Here is a 15569-nt window from a genome sequence, read left to right on the forward strand (position 1 = left end):
CCGGACAGCGCGCCGAAACGGCTCGATGCTCAGCCCGGGATCCGCACCGGCAGGTTCTCGATGCCGCGCACGAAGCTGGAATAGACGCGCTTCGGCTCGCCGACCACCTCGATGCGGTCGAAGCGTTTCAGCATTTCCTGCCAGACGATCTTCAGCTGCAGCTCGGCGAGTCGCATGCCGACGCAGCGGTGGATACCGAAGCCGAACGACAGATGGATGCGCGGCCGGGCGCGATCGATGATGAACTCGTCGGGGCGGTCGATCACCTCGTCGTCGCGGTTGCCGGAGACGTACCACATCACGACGCGGTCGCCCTTCCTGATCGTCTTGCCGCCAACCTCGGTGTCCTGAAGCGCGGTGCGCCGCATATGCGCGAGCGGCGTCTGCCAGCGGATCACCTCCGGCACCATGGTGTCGATCAGCGCGGGATTCTCCTTCAGCTTCCTGAACTGGTCGGGATGCTCATGCAGCGCCAGCACCGAGCCGCTCATGGTGTTGCGCGTGGTGTCGTTGCCGCCGACGATGAGCAGGATGATGTTGCCCATCAGATTGTCCGGATCCATGTGCCGGGTGGCGTCGCTATGCGCCATCATCGACAGCAGGTCGTTCCGCGGCGGCGCGTTGACGCGCTCATTCCACAGCTTCGAGAAATAGGCGTAGCACTCGTCCATCTCCTGCCGCCGCTGTTCCGGCGAATCGACGATGCCGCTCTTCGGCAGCGCGGTCGAGACGTCGGACCAGCGCGTCAGCTTGCGCCGCTCCTCCCAGGGGAAGTCGAACAGCGTCGCCAGCATCTGGGTGGTCAATTCGATCGAGACGCGCTCGACGAAATTGAAGGTCTCGTTGCGCGGCAGATTGTCGAGCACGCTCGCCGAGCGCTGGCGGATCAGCTTCGCCAGCTCGTCGAGATGATTGGGCGTGAACATCGGCGACACGGTCTTGCGCTGATGGGCGTGCTTGGGCTGGTCCATCGCGATGAAGCTCGGATAGTCGTAGCCGGGCGGCACGTCGCGGATCGAGATGCCGCCGAGCGTGGAGTCCGAGGAGAAGATGCCGTGGCTGGTGTCGACATGCATGATGTCGTTGTACTTCACCACAGACCAATAGGGCTCGATCGGCGAATTGGTGCAGTAGTGCACCGGCTCTTCCTTGCGCAGTCGCTCGAACCACGGCCACAACGTGTCGTTCTGAAATAGTTTTGGCGCGCCGGGATGAAAATCCCTGAGGGGCGTCGCATAGGCTTCCTCGCGCGCCTGGCGCAGCAGCTCGGCCCGGTCGGCACGGATGGCAGTCTGGACGTTCATGATTCTTGATCCCGGTTGGCTGGCGAGGCGTCAGGCGGCAATGCGCACCGGCAGCGTCTCGTAGCCCTTGATGAAGCTGGAATACACCCGCTGCGGCTCCTCCACCACCTCGATCGTGTCGAAGCGCTTGAGGATCTCCTCCCAGATGATCTTGAGCTGCAGCTCGGCGAGACGCAGGCCGACGCAGCGGTGGATGCCGAAGCCGAACGAGATGTGGGTGCGCGGCCGGGCGCGGTCGATCAGGAACTCGTAGGGCTTCTCGATCGCCTCCTCGTCGCGGTTGCCCGAGACGTACCACATCACGACCTTGTCGCCCTTCTTGATCTGGCGGCCGCGGAACTCGAAGTCGGCGAGCGCGGTGCGCCGCATATGGGCGAGCGGCGTCTGCCAGCGGATCACCTCGGGCACGAAACTGTCGATCAGCGCTGGGTTCTCCTTGAGCTTGCGGTACTGCTCCGGATGCTTGCTCAGCGCGTAGATGCTGCCGGACAGCGTGTTGCGCGTGGTGTCGTTGCCGCCGACGATCAACAGGATCAGGTTGCCGAGGAAATTCTTCGGATCCATGTTCCGCGTGGCGTCGCTGTGCGCCATCATCGAGAGTAGGTCGCTCTTCGGCGGCTGGCCTGAGCGTTCCTTCCAGAGCCGTGCGAAATAGCTCGCGCATTCCATCAGTTCGGACTGCCGCTCGTCCTCGGTGGCGACGAGGCCGCCGGCGCCGGGCAGGGTGGTCGCGACATCGGACCAGCGCGTCAGCTTGCGGCGATCCTCCCAGGGAAAGTCGAACAGCACCGCCAGCATCTGGGTCGTCAGCTCGATCGAGACCTTGTCGACCCAGTCGAACACCTCGCCGCGCGGCAGATTGTCGAGGCACTCGGTCGAGCGGTTGCGGATATTGATCGCGAGCTCGTCGAGGTGCGTCGGCGTGAACATCGGCGCCACGGTCTTGCGCTGCGCCGTATGGCGCGGCTGGTCCATCGCGATGAAGCTTTCGCGGCGCAGGTCCGGCGGCACGTCGCGGATGGTGATGCCGCCGAGCGAGGCGGCCGAGGAGAACACCGAATGGTTGGTCTCGATGTCCATGATGTCGTTGTACCGGGTGATCGACCAGTACGGACCGAACATCGAATCCTTGCAGTAGTGCACCGGATCCTCGCGGCGCAGCCGGTCGAAATACGGCCAGAAGGTATCGGTCTTGAACAGCTCGGGATGGCCGGGATCGTAATCCGCGAGCGCAAGCGTGTTGGCGCGTTCGCGTGCGGCATCCAGATTGGTGTCGTCGACCAGATCGATGGTCCCGTGCATGAGCGGCTCCTCAACCGTTTTCGCTGCCGGGGCATCGCCGGCGCGACATGTTTTACCGAATTACATTCTCATTCCGCGGTTTGCGCAAGGGCTCTCAACGCGCATTTGGCCGCATTGATGTCAGGTCAAAGCGGCCGAATCCGGGCTTTTCGCCGGTGCAGGGGGCAAGGCGGCGACCAACGCTGTTTGAAACGGCGTTTGATTTAATCGGCCGGTGCGGGCGCCGTCTGTTGGCTGGCGGGCTTTTCGCAGGGGTAGGTGTCCTGCATGCCCCATAGCAGCAGGAGAGCGATCACCACCTCGCCTTTGGCGGACCGCTTGTCGGCCGATTTGAGCATGATCTCTTCGGTCTGTTCGCTGGTCAGCGCGAGGTCGCCCGGCATGCAGAACAACATTTGGCCGCCATGCCGTTTCAGCCAGGCATTGGACGCCATCAGGCCGCCCCTGACGCCGTCCAGATACATATGATTGAAGATGCGAAAGTTCTCATTCTTCGGATTGCGATAGGAATCCAGCCGCACATCGACGGCAGCGGCGGGAGCTGCCGTCAGCGCCAGGAAGCACGCCGACATTATCCACTTGCTCATCGCTACCCTTCCTCGCTTGTCCGGCGTGTTTCCTTGTCACCTGATCCGTAAGTATCTCATTCCTGCCATGGGGTTCGAAGCCCGCGCTCGACGAGGGTGGGATGGCGGCCGCTTTGCTCCGACCGGGGGCATGCCGGCAGCAAGGACGGCCCTGTTTCCGGCGATGCCGTTAAGGCATGGCCAACCGCACCCCAGCAAAAATCGGCCGGCGATCTCGACCTTGTGTGAAACCTGGATCACACTCGCAGCGACAAACCTGTGCTTTTGATACGCAGAGATTGTCCCGTCCTGGAGCTATCCCGTGAACGACATGAGCTGGACCCCGCTGGGGCCGCCGCAGCCGCCTCCGCAACCGGGCCCGCCGCCGATGCCGGTGGCATTTTCAGGGAACCGGAAGGAGTTCTTCCGCCTGGTCGCGCGCGGCGCCGGGCTCGAATTGGTCACGGTCGGCTTCTACCGGTTCTGGCTCACCACCGACATCCGCCGGCACCTCTGGTCGAACACCCAGATCGATGGCGACGCGCCGGAATATACCGGCCGCGGCAAGGAGCTCTTGATCGGCTTTCTGGTCGCGCTCGCGATCCTGCTGCCGATCTATCTCGGCTATTTCCTGATCGGGATCGAGGCCGAGCATCTCAAGGCGTTCGCCTCGCTGCCGCTGGTCGCCTTCTTCTATCTGTTCGGCCAGTTCGCGATCTATCGCGCGCGGCGCTACCGCCTGACCCGCACGGTGTGGCGCGGCGTCCGCTTCTGGATGAGCGGCTCGGGCTGGATCTATGCGCTGAAGGCCTCGCTGTGGGGCGTGCTGGTCGTGATCACGCTCGGGCTCGCGTTGCCATGGCGCGAGGCGGCGCTCGAACGCTACAAGATGCGGCATTCCTATTACGGCGATCTTCAAGGCTCGTTCGAAGGCCGCGGCTGGGAGTTCTTCAAGCGCGGCTGGTGGCTCTGGCTCTTGATGCCGTTCGCGCTCTACAGCACGATCTTCGCCCCGTTCGCCTATGCCGCGTTCAAGGCGATCGAGTGGCGCTGGTGGCTGTCGGGCATCCGCTTCGGCGGGGTCCGGCTGGAATCCACCCTGCGCCGCAGCGCGCTGATCGGCCTGTACTGGAAGGTGATCGGCTGGGTCATGCTGCTCGGCATGGTGTTCGCGGCCTATCTCGTGCTCTGCACCTTCCTGGTCGCCAGCATGGACGGCTCCTCGATCGAGAGCTTCTTCAAGACCGAGGCGTTCGCCAAGAGCATTCCCCTGATCGTGCTGCTCGGCATCGGCTATCTCGCCTTCGCGCTGGCGATGAACGTGGTGATGCGGGTCTATCTGATGCGCGATCTCTGGGTCCGGGTGCTGTCCTCGACCATCGTGCACAACATCGGCGCGGCCGCCGACGTCACCGCACGCGGCGATCTCGCCAATGCGCTCGGCGAAGGCTTTGCCGACGGCCTCGACGTCGGTGGTTTCTAGCACCATGGAGTCTGATCCCAGCGAGACAAACTCCGCGGCGACGCCGGATCCCGGCGGCGTCTTCTTCGACGGCCTGTCGAACCGGCGGCGCCTCGTCGCGCTCAAACTGTCCGATGCGCTGGAGATCAGGGAAGACGGCGCGCTGCTGGCGCACTGGGCGTTCGCCGACATCCGCCGCGCCGACAGCCCGTCCGGCCTGCTGCGGCTGAGCTGCCTGACTGCACCGTCGCTGGCGCGGCTCGAGATCCGCGACGCCCAGCTCATGACCGAACTCGTCGCGCGCTGCGATGCGCTCGAGGCCAACCTGCCGAACCGCAGGAGCGTCGCCGCGATCGTCGGCTGGTCGCTCGCGGCTGCGGTGTCGATCGTGCTGGTGGTGCTGTTCGGCGTTCCACTCGCCGCCGAGCGGCTGACGCCGCTGGTGCCTGACTCGTTCGAGCGCCGCCTCGGCGATGTCGCGGAGGCGCAGGTCAAGGTGCTGTTCGACGGCAAGCCGTGCAGCAACGCGGCCGGACAAGCGGCATTCGAGAAGCTGGTCGGCAAGCTGCGGGAGACCGCGGGCCTCGACAATTCAGTGCAGTCGGGCGTGCTGGCGACCCCGGTGCCGAACGCCTTCGCGCTGCCGGGCGGCAAGGTCTATCTGTTCGAGGGGCTGCTGGAGAAGGCGGAAAACCCCGACGAGATCGCGGGCGTCCTGGCGCACGAGCTCGGCCATCTCCGCCATCGCGACAGCATGCGCGAGCTGATCCACAACGGCGGCACCTCGTTCCTGATCGGGCTTCTGTTCGGCGACATCACCGGGTCCGGCGCGCTGATCTTTGCCTCGCGCTCGCTGGTGACGTCATCCTATTCGCGCGACGCCGAGACCAATGCCGACAGCTTCGCGATCGAGACCATGCACAAGCTCGGCCGTCCGGCGAAGCCGATGGGCGAACTGATGTTCCGCGTCACCGGCAAGGAAGGCGGCAAGGGGCTCTCGATCGTTTCCGGCCATCCGCTGACCGAGGACCGTCTCGCACGCATGGACAAGGCCGATGCCGGCAGCCGGCCCAATGGCCCGCCGCTGCTGTCGTCGGCCGAATGGCAGGCGCTGAGGGCCATCTGCGGATCGGGCAAGGGCAAGGTGTGAAGCAGGGGGTTTCGGCCTGGAGCAGTCCCATGCCACGTGACGACAGATACTGGTTTCCCGCCAAGCGCTACGGCTGGGGCTGGGGACCTCCGAACAACTGGCAGGGCTGGTCGGTCGTCGCGGGCTTTGTGGCCCTGACTGCCATCGGCGCCGCGACGATCCTCCCGCACTCCCACACCGGCTTCATTGGCTATGTTGCTGTGCTGTGCGTCCTGCTCACCGGCGTGTGCTGGTGGAAGGGCGAGCCGCCGCGCTGGCGCTGGGGCGGCGACTAGCCCAGTCCTGAGCGCCTACTTCACCAGCCTGAACTTGCCGGCCTCGACCTTGATCAGGAACGCCGACCGCTCGTCATAGCCGTTGTGGTCGGTCGGGCTCATCGTCGAGAGGCCGTTGTTCAGATAGACGTCCTTGCCGCGCTCGAGCTCGTCGCGCAGCGCGGCGCGGAATTCCGGCGTGCCGGGTTTTGCGGTCTTCAGCGCGCTCGCCGCCGCCCGCTTGAACAGCGTGACGGCGTCCCACAAATGCGCGCCGAAGATGTTCGGCTTTTGCCCGTTGACCTTCTCGTAGGACGTCACGAACTCGTCGCGCGCCTGGCGGAACGGATCGCCCGCCGGCAGATCGTCGGCGATGGTGAAGGCCTCGCCGGTGAAGATCGCGCCCTCGACATTGGCGCCGCCGAGCTTGATGAATTCCTCCGACGCGACGCCGTGGGTCTGGAAGATCTTGCCGGCATAGCCGCGGCTGCGCAGCGCCTCCTGCGGCAGCACGGCCGGCGTGCCCGCGGACGCGATGAACACCGCTTCCGGGTTGGTCGCGATCACCTTCAGCGCCTGGCCCATCGCGCTGGTGTCGGCGCGTGCATAGACCTCATGGGTCGTGACGGTGAGGCCGAGCGTGGGTGCCAGCCGTGACACTTCATTGTAGTAGCCTTCGCCATAGCCGTCGGAGACGCCGATATAGCCGAGCGTCTTGATACCGGATTTCGCGATGTATTTCAGGATCGCCGCCGCCATCAGGTCGTCATTGGGCACCACCTTGAACGCCCAGCGGCGGCGGTCGTCCATCGGCCGCACGATCGCAGTCGCCGCGGCCAGCGAGATGATTGGCGTCTTGGATTCGAAGGCGACGTCGAGCATCGGCATGGTCACGGGGGTCAGCGAGGAGCCGATCAGGATGTCGACGCCGTCCTGGATCACGAGGCGGCGCGCATTCTGCGTGCCCTTGGTCGGGTCGGATTCGTCGTCGAGCGCGATATAGACCACCTTCTCGCCGCCGATCTCCTTCGGTAGCGCAGCGATGGTGCGCATCTGCGGCTGGCCGAGCGCCGAGCCCGGCCCGGATCCGGACACCACGACGCCGACCTTGATGTCGGCACGCGCGTCCGGCGCAACCAGCAGCGCGCCCGCGAGTACCCAGAGTCCGGCCATGGCCAGCTTCATTGCAAATCCTCCCAGTAAGTCTTTTTTCTATAATGCGCCGCCGATGATAGCCGACCGGCATCCGGTTCGGCATCTTATTGATTCCACGGGATGCGTCTGTCCCCCTGATTGGGGACATCCGGGCGGCGCCCGGGAAGGGCTCGCGCCCAGGCCCGGATGTCCGCGCCACCAGCGCCGAATATCCGGCTGCGGTACAGTCCTGAACCTCACGTTTACCAATCTCTTAAACGCCGCGGGAACCAGTTTCCCTAATCGGGCGGCAACGTCCTCCTGTTATTGAAGATCCGGAAAAGGGAGTACGAACCATGTTCAGCATTGTTCGGATCCTCGTCTTGATCGCATGTGCGCATGCGGGATCCGCGTTCGCGGAAATGCCGTCTGACGGCTCGCGGCCTTTGCAAGCAGTTTACGTCCAAGCAGTCCACGTCGATGAGTGAGCCTCATCCGATCGCGCCGGAGCACGCGCGCGCCATCTGCGAAGAGATCGGCGAGCGGCTGCGCCATGCGCTGCGCGACGATTACGCCGATTTGCCGCCGAGGCTGCGCGAACTCGTGAACGAACTCGCCCTGCAGGATTGCGAGGCGCCGTCGCTGGTGCCGGCAATGGCGGAGATGACGCGGCCGCTGGTCGTCGCGGCCTAGGATATCAGCCTAGTTGCCGCCGTGCGCCGCCTTGGGCACCTGCAACGACGGCAGGAGCGCGGCCAGCAGGACAAGCGCGATCCCCAAATCGATTGAAACGTCGGCGACGTTGAAGATCCAGACAAATCGAAGTTTCGAGGCATCGAACAGGTCGACGACGGCACCCAATCGAAGACGGTCGATCGCATTTCCGGCGGCTCCAGCGCCGATCAAGGCGAAACCGAAGGCGTTGATGGTCGTCGTCGATCGCCGCAGGATCGATCCGAGCAGGGCCGCCGCTGCGGCTAGGCCGACGGACGCGAGCGTCCACCGCGACAACGCACCGTAGTCGGGAACGAGACCGAATGCGTTGCTGCGATTGAACACGAGGGTGAGGTCAATAGGGCCGGGCAGCTTGACGGTGGCGCCGGTGTCCAGCGATCGAAGCGCCCAATGCTTTGTCAGCTGATCCAGCGCCAGCATCGCGAGTGCCACGCAGAACGCGATGATGCGCGAGCTTCGATATCTTCTCACGAAACCGTCTCTCGCTCCGCTGCCGCCATGGGCAACAACCCCGGTGTCACACCATAGTGTGATGGGCCGCAATGGCCAATATCTCCGACCGTATTGCACCAGCCTGGCCTTGACGTGAGGAGCACAAGTTCGCGTCAGACGTTCTTCGCGACCTTGCGCGTTCGCGTCGGGCCGGCGCCGGCGATCGCCGGCTTGATATTCCACACCGCGCGCACGGCTGCGAAGGCGTGCGCGATCACCGGCTCCTGGCGGCGGGCGGCAAGGCAGGCGAAAGAGAGGTCGCAGGTGAGCTTCACCCGGTCGGAGACCACGAACTGATGCGGGCGCGCCATCCGCGGCGCCAGCACGCTGTCGCGCGCGAGGCTGAGGCAGAGGCCGGATTCGACGAAGTCGATCATCGCCTCTTCCTGATCGGTGTAGCCGACCCGCTTCGGCAAGGCGCCGAGCGGACGGAAGATGTCGTCGAGCAGCCGGCGGTGACCGGAATGCTGCGGTGTTGCAAGCCAGGGCAGCTCGGCAAGCTCCGCCCAGTCCTTGCCGATCACCCGGTCCCGCCAGCCGATCGGCGCGATCACGCGGTAGTGGTAGCTGAGCAGCGGCGCCAGCTGGTAGCGGCCGTCGGCGATGGTCCGCTCAGTGAAGCTGTGATGGACCAGCTGCTCCGGCGGCGTGGCGTCGACATAATAGCCGACGTCGAGCTCGCCCCGGCCGACCTGCCCCAGCACGTCGTCGCTGACGCCATGGCGCAGAAACACCTCGGTGCGCTGCGAGGACATCGCAAGGCTGCGCACGAACGGTCCGAGCCGGGTGAATTCGGGGTCGAGGATGGTGCCGACGCGCAGCGTGCCGCGCTGCGCCTCGTTCAGCGAGTCCGCCATCGCCTTGAAGTCGGATGCCGCGGCCACTGCCCGGTGCGCCAGCGGCAGCAGCGCGGCGCCGGCCTCGGTCAGCGTGAAGCCGCTGGGTGTGCGGTTGAACAGCTGCAATCCGGTGCTTTCCTCCAGCGCCTTGAGTTGCAGGCTGACCGCCGGCTGGGTCAGTTTCAGCATCGCTGCAGCGCGCGATACAGTGCCCTCACGGGCAACCGTGATGAAGCAACGCAAGGCCTGGGTACGGGGAAGCTCGGTCATTGTGTGAGCTTATAGCACAGTTTTCCTGCCGTGCATCCGACCTTGTCGCGTGATTATAATACAACCAATACGAGAAATCAGGATGGCCGCCACGCAACCATGCCTTCGGTCCGCGCGCGCACCTCCGGCGAGGCGAGGCAGGTCGCCACGGCTTCATAGCCCATCGCACCGGGCACCGGTGTGACGCAGATCGGCACGCTGTGATTGGCGGGGCACAGGATGATCGCTTCATCGTCGCCGACCGCGTCGAGGTCCAGGATCGCATTGGAGCGCGTGAGGAAGAACAGCGGCCGCGCCTCGGGTCCGCGGCGGCGTAGATGCGCGATCACGGCCTCCTGGCTTGCCGCATCGAGCCCCTGCTCGAGCATGTCGATCACCAGGATGGTGTCGCCGTCGGCCTCGAGAGCGGCGAGCAGGGTGGTCAGCGCGGCCGAGTCCACCGCGCCGTCGGCGAGCAGGGCAGCAAGGCTCGCGTCGACCCGTGCCTTGTGCGCCGGATCGGCATCGAGCCGCGCACGAACCGCCGCGCCGCCGTCGGCGGTGCGGTCCAGCCCCACGAAGCTGGCATCGGGCAGCACGTCGGCGAGCCGCTGCGCGAGGCGCGTCTTGCCGCTGCCGAGCGGGCCGACGATGTAGTTCAGCAGCTTGATGTCGCGCAACTCGAAGCGCTCGCCGCCCCACGGCCACGGCAGATCGAACGCGACGCCGATCGCCGGCCGCGCCCTGACCGCGCCGATGAGATCGCACGTCGCGGGCATCTTGCCGCGGCCGAGGTCGGCGCGCAGCCGGCGCACCCTGGCGATGCTGTCGCCGCTTTGGCGGATGCTCGCTTCGAGCGTGGCCTCGTGCGCAGCCAGCACGCGATCGAGGATGACGGCGTCGCCGCTCAGGATCCGCGCCACTTCATGGATGCTGAGGCCGAGCGCGCGCAGCGCGACGATCTCCGCGCCGCGCGCCATCTCGGCCGCACCATAGGCGCGCCATCCCGCCGGCGTGCGGCCGGGTGCGATCAGGCCGCGCTCCTCATAGAGGCGCAGCGCTTTCGCCGAGATCCCGAGCTGCCTTGCAGCTTCGGACGGACTGAGGAAACGGGCAGCAGGAGCATTCATCGAATCACCTCGCGTCGTCTGACCGCGCTTCTATGGAGGCGGCCGCAGGGGCAAGGTCAAGCGGGGAGGTGCGAAAAATCCAACGGGCGCATCTACGCGCCGCCAGCCCTCAGTCGATTCGGGCGAAAGTTGTCGCGAGAATGCGGAAGTATGACTCACAGGCCGCGCAACATACTCGGTGTCGTCCCTGCGAAAGCAGGGACCCATAACCACCGAAGTTCATTGTTGTGCGACGCTGGAACGACGAGTCCTATCCACAACATTTGCCGCGGAGTATGGGTCCCTGCTTTCGCAGGGACGACGTGTGGAAAGAGCCGTGAGCTCTAATCCCCTCCAGTGTCATGCCCTGCGCATGCGGCGCATCCAGCGCGCCGCGGCCTCTCGGCTCAAGCACAGACGTCTCTGGAATACTGGATCACCCGCATGCGCGGGTGATGACACCGCGTAGTGTTGCATTTTGAATCGCAAACCATCCTCAGCGTCGTCCTGGCGAAAGCCAGGACCCATTACCCCAAGTATCAGCCGTTGCGCGACGCTGGAGCCACGATCCCGTTCACAATCAAATGCGGTGGTTATGGGTCCTGGCTTTCGCCAGGACGACAGCGGTGTTTCTGGCGAGCGCAATGCACCGATCGCAGCCGCCTCACTCCAGATGGTTCACCTTCGCCACCCAGGCGCGGACGTCGGTGAGGACTTCGGGCAGCGCGGCCTTGACCTCCTGCACGGTCATGCCGGGCCTGATGCGGGGGTCGTAGAGCAGGTTGAGCAGGTATTGGTCGTAGACGTCGAAAAAGCCCATCGAGACGCTGTCGTTGAACATCGTCCACGGCACGGTCGCGGTGTCGTTGATCGGGCCGAGCGACTGCAACAGCTCCTCATAGGCGCAGTCGAGGAAGACGAAATCGCCATTGTCGACCGTGAGGATGACGTCGGAATGCTCGATCTCGTAATTCTCGTTCTTGCGGAAGCCGGACAGGCATTGCGGGTCGAGCGAGGTGCGGATCTCCTTGGCGCGCTCCTGGCCGTAGAAGGTCGCGATGGTGCGGTAGAGCTCGCGGTCGCGCACCAGCTTGACCACGACATTGGCGGCGTCGTTGTCATCGGTCATTGCGATGTCGAGATGCTGCACTTTGCTGCGGATGTCGGCGATGACCTTGGCGAGCTGAACCTTGCGGTCGGCGCGGTTGCCGTCGGCGAACACGCGCACCGGCCTGTCGTATTTGCGGATGCGGTCGACCCGACCGGCGAGATGGTATTCGGCGCCGAACGCGGTCTTCAGAAAGCCCTCGACGATCTCGGCGTCGGTGAAGACCTTCTTCTCGTTGCGCTGGCGCGAGGTGATGGCCGGAATCTCTGCGCCCGTCGCCGGTACGATGGCGTCGGTGAGCGAGGTGGCAAGCGCCGCGGCGAGCAGCAGCAGGATCGGCGAGCAATGTTGGCGCATTCGAACCACGCTGCCGCAATGCGCCCGGCAGCGCAAGGCGAGATCAGCGATCTCGCCGCATGGAAGCGCCTGGTTCCGTCGAAATCGACGCGATCAGTTCTTCACCACCACGGTGGCGCCGACCGAGACGCGATCATAGAGGTCCTTGACGTCCTCATTGGTCATCCGGAAGCAGCCCGACGAGACCGCCTGGCCGATCGTCTCGGGCTCGTTCGAGCCGTGGATACGGTACAGCGTCGAGCCGAGATACATCGCGCGCGCGCCGAGCGGGTTCTCGATGCCGCCGGCCATGTGGCGCGGCAGATCGGGGCGGCGGCGCAGCATGTCCGACGGCGGCGTCCAGGACGGCCATTCCTTCTTCGCGGAGATGCGGTGCACACCGCTCCAGCGGAAACCGTCGCGGCCGACGCCGATGCCGTAGCGCAGCGCCTGGCCGTTCGCCATCACCAGATAGAGCCGGCGCTCGGCGGTGTTCACCACGATGGTGCCGGGGGCGTAGTTGGTCTCGTAGTTGACGGTGGTGCGCGGGATCGGGCTTGCGCCGCCACCGCCGAAGAAGCTCGGGGCTTCGGACTGGTAGCCACGGGAATCGAAGAACTGGGCCTGGGCCTGGCCGGCACCTGCCAGGATCGTGAGCGCGGCAAACATCAAGGCAATCTTGCGCATCGTCGTCGTCCTCGCGAACAATCAAATATGCCGCCAAAAAGGCCATAATCGCCGGCCTTTCGCAAGCGACGAACCTGTGACTTTAGGCACTTTCCGACAACACGGTTTAAAAAGGCAACAGACCGGAAGCGATAGCTGCATTGTCCCGCCAAACCTTTGACGAAGCGGCTGAAGAATGGTTGATCTGGAGCGTTTTCAAGCGAAGTGGGTACCGGTTCGCGTCAAGAAAACGCGACCAAACAAAAGGATGAGAGCATGATCCGATTCAATCGGATCGGATCATGCTCTCAGCGACCTCAAGAACATCTCGAAACGGGAGCGTGAGCATGAACGGTGCGGAAAGTCTGGTGCGGACATTGGTCGCGGGCGGCGTGGACGTCTGCTTTACCAATCCCGGCACCTCGGAGATGCATTTCGTCGCGGCACTGGACAAGGTCCCCGGCATGCGCTGCGTGCTCGGCCTGTTTGAAGGTGTGGTGACCGGTGCCGCCGACGGCTATTTCCGCATGAAGGGAACGCCGGCCTCGACGCTGCTGCATCTCGGGCCCGGCCTTGCCAACGGCCTCGCCAATCTGCACAACGCCAAGAAGGCGCATTCCGGCATCGTCAACATCGTCGGCCAGCACGCCACCTATCACATCGAATACAACGCACCGCTGACGTCCGACATCGAAGGCCTGGCACGGCCGATGTCGGCCTGGGTGCGCACCTCGCCGGACGCCAAGTCGGTCGCCCGTGACGGCGCCGCCGCGATCGCCGCCGCCAGCGGCGCACCGCCGCAGGTTGCGACCTTGATTCTGCCTGCCGACACCGCGTGGAACGAGGCCGACGGGGTGGCCCAGGTGCCGGTGGAATCGCAGCGCCGGAACTATTCGCCGCAGGCCGTCGAGAGCGCCGCCAAGGTGCTGCGCAGCGGTGAACCGACATTGCTGCTGATGACCGGCAGCGCGGTGACAGAGCCGGGGCTGGCGCTGGCGGCGCAGATCGCCGGCAAGACCGGCTGCAAGGTCATGGGTCAGCTGGCGAGCCCGCGGATGGCGCGCGGACGCGGGCGGTTTTCGATCGAGCGGGTGCCTTACGTGGTCGAGCTGGCGCTCGCGGCGCTGAAGGGCTTTCGGCACATCGTTCTCGTCGAAGCCAACGAACCTGTCGCGTTCTTCGCCTATCCGAACAAACCGAGCCTGCTGAAGCCGGATGGATGCGAGGTGCATCGCATGACCTCGAGCGGGGAGAATTCGGTGGCGGCGCTACAGGCACTGGCCTCGGCGGTTGGCGCCAAGCCGGCCGATGTGAAGCCGCAGGCGACCGTCGAACTGGTGAAGCCGACGGGTGCCTTGAACCACGCGTCGATCGCCCAGGCGATCGCGGCTGCGGTTCCTGACAATGCCATCCTGGTCGACGAATCCATCACGACCGGGCGCGGCTTCTTTCCGCTGACGGCGAGCGCCGCTCCGCACGACTGGATTCAGAATCTGGGCGGCTCGATCGGCTATTCGACGCCGGTCGCGACCGGCGCGGCGATCGCCTGTCCGGACCGCAAGGTGATCTGCATGGTCGGCGACGGCAGCGCGATGTACACGATCCAGTCGCTGTGGACCCAGGCGCGCGAAGGGCTCAACATCGTCACCATCGTCTTCGCCAATCGCATGTACCAGATCCTGCGCGGCGAGTTCGATGGCGTCGGCGCCGGCGAACCGGGCAAGCGGGCGCAGGACATGCTGAGGATCGACAGCCCGACGCTGGATTTCGTCGCGCTCGCCAAGAGCATGGGCGTGCCGGGCCGGGCGGTGACCACCGCGGACGAGTTCAACAAGGCCTTGGCGGAAGCCATCGCCGAGCCGGGCCCGCAGCTGATCGAAGTGCAGGTGTAGAGTCTATTCTCACAAGCCGCGGCGGCGGCCGAGCATGATCCGGAAAAGTGCGAAGCGGTTTTCCGAAAAAGATCATGCCCAAACAAAAGCTAGAGCGCGATGATGGATCAACCTGATCTCATCGCGCTTTAGTCCAGTCGGAGGCGCCAATGCAGACCGAGCTGAACAAGGTGATCGCCGCCGTGCAGGAGTTTTATGCGCAGGAGACCTTCCTGCTGGAGCGCGATCTCGGCGAGCGAACGCTTACTCACCGGCTGGCTGTCTATGTCGAACGGCAGTTTCCCGGCTGGCAGGTCGACTGCAATTATGATCGGCTCGGCGAGCGCACGCTACGGCTGCCGCGCGGCTCGGGGAGCTCGACCGATGACCATCTCGGCAAGTCGATCTATCCCGATATCGTCGTGCATCAGCGCGACATCCCGAACAATCTCCTGGCCATCGAACTGCGCAAGGACAGCAACCACCAGCCGCTCGAGCACGACCAGCGCAAGCTGCAGGCGCTGACCGATCCGAATGTCTGGTTTGCCTATGCGATGGGCGTTCTGGTGATCGTCGGACAGCACGGCGTGAGCTCTTCCGAAATCTATGCCGGCGGCACCATCGACAGCGCCACGTCGCGCTGGTTTGCGGCACGCATGCGCGAGAGCGGGCTCGCGGCCAGCCGCGACGATGGCGCTCAGCATTAAGTCTATCGCGATGAATCTTGCTCTGCATCGCAGTGATAGCCCGTTTGGATCATGCGTTGCCGCTGCACGCGCGTCACAACAGAAGGTGCGGGAGGTGGAGCAATTCCTGGAGCTGGTGGTCAATTTTCAGAACGATCCGATGGCGGTGCGGATTATCGGCTCTGCGCCTCTTTCGCTCCCTCTCCCGCACTTTAATTTTCTGGTTCAATTCTGGCTTGCCCAACAATCACTGCCCCAAGCGGTCGGCGCGTTTGATCGCGACGCGATGGGCGAGGCGGCATCCGC

Annotated in this window: 15 protein-coding genes; 6 read left to right on the forward strand and 9 right to left on the reverse strand. The window is 64.8% G+C overall.

The genetic code is table 11. The features are described 5' to 3' along the window. Nucleotides 1-29 precede the first annotated feature (29 nt). The 3 genes from ACOIX3_RS08165 to ACOIX3_RS08175 form a co-directional block, all read right to left on the reverse strand. On the reverse strand, nucleotides 30-1304 hold the full coding sequence (locus ACOIX3_RS08165) for a cytochrome P450 (protein WP_092116477.1): 1275 nt from the start codon (nucleotides 1302-1304) through the stop codon (nucleotides 30-32). Nucleotides 1305-1334: 30 nt separating this feature from the next. Continuing rightward, nucleotides 1335-2606, reverse strand: a complete 1272-nt coding sequence (locus ACOIX3_RS08170; RefSeq protein ID WP_420969285.1) for a cytochrome P450 — start codon at nucleotides 2604-2606, stop codon at nucleotides 1335-1337. Between the two features lie 203 nt (nucleotides 2607-2809). Beyond that, nucleotides 2810-3193: a hypothetical protein gene (locus tag ACOIX3_RS08175; RefSeq protein WP_420969287.1), complete on the reverse strand. Its 384-nt coding sequence runs from the start codon at nucleotides 3191-3193 to the stop codon at nucleotides 2810-2812. A 310-nt stretch (nucleotides 3194-3503) separates the two neighbouring features. Between ACOIX3_RS08175 and ACOIX3_RS08180 the strand changes: the two genes are divergently transcribed. From ACOIX3_RS08180 to ACOIX3_RS08190, 3 genes are read left to right on the forward strand one after another with little or no spacing between them, the layout of a single operon-like run. Further along, nucleotides 3504-4655 carry a DUF898 family protein gene (locus tag ACOIX3_RS08180; RefSeq protein WP_420971685.1) on the forward strand — a complete coding sequence of 384 codons (1152 nt, stop codon included), beginning with the start codon at nucleotides 3504-3506 and terminating at the stop codon, nucleotides 4653-4655. 4 nt (nucleotides 4656-4659) lie between these two features. After that, on the forward strand, nucleotides 4660-5784 hold the full coding sequence (locus ACOIX3_RS08185; RefSeq protein ID WP_420969289.1) for a M48 family metallopeptidase: 1125 nt from the start codon (nucleotides 4660-4662) through the stop codon (nucleotides 5782-5784). Between the two features lie 29 nt (nucleotides 5785-5813). Then, nucleotides 5814-6059 carry a hypothetical protein gene (locus tag ACOIX3_RS08190; RefSeq protein WP_420969291.1) on the forward strand — a complete coding sequence of 82 codons (246 nt, stop codon included), beginning with the start codon at nucleotides 5814-5816 and terminating at the stop codon, nucleotides 6057-6059. Between the two features lie 15 nt (nucleotides 6060-6074). Here ACOIX3_RS08190 and ACOIX3_RS08195 read toward each other — a convergent pair whose 3' ends face one another. Next, nucleotides 6075-7223: an ABC transporter substrate-binding protein gene (locus ACOIX3_RS08195; RefSeq protein WP_420969293.1), complete on the reverse strand. Its 1149-nt coding sequence runs from the start codon at nucleotides 7221-7223 to the stop codon at nucleotides 6075-6077. Between the two features lie 429 nt (nucleotides 7224-7652). On the opposite strand from ACOIX3_RS08195, the gene ACOIX3_RS08200 reads away from it, so the two are divergent. Further along, entirely contained in the window at nucleotides 7653-7865 is a 213-nt protein-coding gene (locus ACOIX3_RS08200) for a hypothetical protein (protein ID WP_420969295.1), read from the forward strand. Nucleotides 7866-7874: 9 nt separating this feature from the next. Here ACOIX3_RS08200 and lspA read toward each other — a convergent pair whose 3' ends face one another. From lspA to ACOIX3_RS08225, 5 genes are all read right to left on the reverse strand, one after another. Next, complete coding sequence (lspA, locus tag ACOIX3_RS08205) at nucleotides 7875-8327, reverse strand: signal peptidase II (protein WP_420969296.1); 453 nt, start codon at nucleotides 8325-8327, stop codon at nucleotides 7875-7877. A 185-nt stretch (nucleotides 8328-8512) separates the two neighbouring features. Next, complete coding sequence (locus ACOIX3_RS08210) at nucleotides 8513-9508, reverse strand: LysR family transcriptional regulator (protein ID WP_420969298.1); 996 nt, start codon at nucleotides 9506-9508, stop codon at nucleotides 8513-8515. Between the two features lie 77 nt (nucleotides 9509-9585). Then, on the reverse strand, nucleotides 9586-10617 hold the full coding sequence (locus ACOIX3_RS08215; RefSeq protein WP_420969300.1) for a MerR family transcriptional regulator: 1032 nt from the start codon (nucleotides 10615-10617) through the stop codon (nucleotides 9586-9588). Between the two features lie 643 nt (nucleotides 10618-11260). Continuing rightward, entirely contained in the window at nucleotides 11261-12061 is an 801-nt protein-coding gene (locus ACOIX3_RS08220) for a DUF2927 domain-containing protein (protein WP_420969302.1), read from the reverse strand. A 93-nt stretch (nucleotides 12062-12154) separates the two neighbouring features. Then, a complete protein-coding gene (locus tag ACOIX3_RS08225) occupies nucleotides 12155-12727 on the reverse strand; it encodes a L,D-transpeptidase (protein ID WP_097677246.1) in 573 nt (190 codons plus the stop codon). 326 nt (nucleotides 12728-13053) lie between these two features. Here ACOIX3_RS08225 and ACOIX3_RS08230 point away from each other — a divergent pair, with 326 nt between their 5' ends. Together ACOIX3_RS08230 and ACOIX3_RS08235 are read left to right on the forward strand one after the other, a co-directional pair. After that, nucleotides 13054-14598, forward strand: coding sequence for an acetolactate synthase large subunit (locus tag ACOIX3_RS08230; protein WP_420969304.1), 1545 nt, complete (start codon nucleotides 13054-13056; stop codon nucleotides 14596-14598). A gap of 149 nt (nucleotides 14599-14747) precedes the next feature. Further along, nucleotides 14748-15284: a hypothetical protein gene (locus tag ACOIX3_RS08235; protein WP_420969306.1), complete on the forward strand. Its 537-nt coding sequence runs from the start codon at nucleotides 14748-14750 to the stop codon at nucleotides 15282-15284. Nucleotides 15285-15569: the final 285 nt, after the last annotated feature.

The organism is Bradyrhizobium sp. B120 (assembly GCF_049075665.1).
GTDB lineage: Bacteria > Pseudomonadota > Alphaproteobacteria > Rhizobiales > Xanthobacteraceae > Bradyrhizobium.

Coding starts and splice junctions, on each gene's coding strand:
- ACOIX3_RS08175 (WP_420969287.1), bottom strand. CDS start 3,193: ATGAGCAAGTGGATAATGTCGGCGTGCTTCCTGGCGCTGACGGCAGCT.
- ACOIX3_RS08170 (WP_420969285.1), bottom strand. CDS start 2,606: ATGCACGGGACCATCGATCTGGTCGACGACACCAATCTGGATGCCGCA.
- ACOIX3_RS08180 (WP_420971685.1), top strand. CDS start 3,504: ATGAGCTGGACCCCGCTGGGGCCGCCGCAGCCGCCTCCGCAACCGGGC.
- ACOIX3_RS08185 (WP_420969289.1), top strand. CDS start 4,660: ATGGAGTCTGATCCCAGCGAGACAAACTCCGCGGCGACGCCGGATCCC.
- ACOIX3_RS08200 (WP_420969295.1), top strand. CDS start 7,653: ATGAGTGAGCCTCATCCGATCGCGCCGGAGCACGCGCGCGCCATCTGC.
- ACOIX3_RS08190 (WP_420969291.1), top strand. CDS start 5,814: ATGCCACGTGACGACAGATACTGGTTTCCCGCCAAGCGCTACGGCTGG.
- ACOIX3_RS08225 (WP_097677246.1), bottom strand. CDS start 12,727: ATGCGCAAGATTGCCTTGATGTTTGCCGCGCTCACGATCCTGGCAGGT.
- ACOIX3_RS08195 (WP_420969293.1), bottom strand. CDS start 7,223: ATGAAGCTGGCCATGGCCGGACTCTGGGTACTCGCGGGCGCGCTGCTG.
- ACOIX3_RS08210 (WP_420969298.1), bottom strand. CDS start 9,508: ATGACCGAGCTTCCCCGTACCCAGGCCTTGCGTTGCTTCATCACGGTT.
- ACOIX3_RS08215 (WP_420969300.1), bottom strand. CDS start 10,617: ATGAATGCTCCTGCTGCCCGTTTCCTCAGTCCGTCCGAAGCTGCAAGG.
- ACOIX3_RS08230 (WP_420969304.1), top strand. CDS start 13,054: ATGAACGGTGCGGAAAGTCTGGTGCGGACATTGGTCGCGGGCGGCGTG.
- lspA (WP_420969296.1), bottom strand. CDS start 8,327: ATGCTGGCGCTGGATCAGCTGACAAAGCATTGGGCGCTTCGATCGCTG.
- ACOIX3_RS08235 (WP_420969306.1), top strand. CDS start 14,748: ATGCAGACCGAGCTGAACAAGGTGATCGCCGCCGTGCAGGAGTTTTAT.
- ACOIX3_RS08220 (WP_420969302.1), bottom strand. CDS start 12,061: ATGCGCCAACATTGCTCGCCGATCCTGCTGCTGCTCGCCGCGGCGCTT.
- ACOIX3_RS08165 (WP_092116477.1), bottom strand. CDS start 1,304: ATGAACGTCCAGACTGCCATCCGTGCCGACCGGGCCGAGCTGCTGCGC.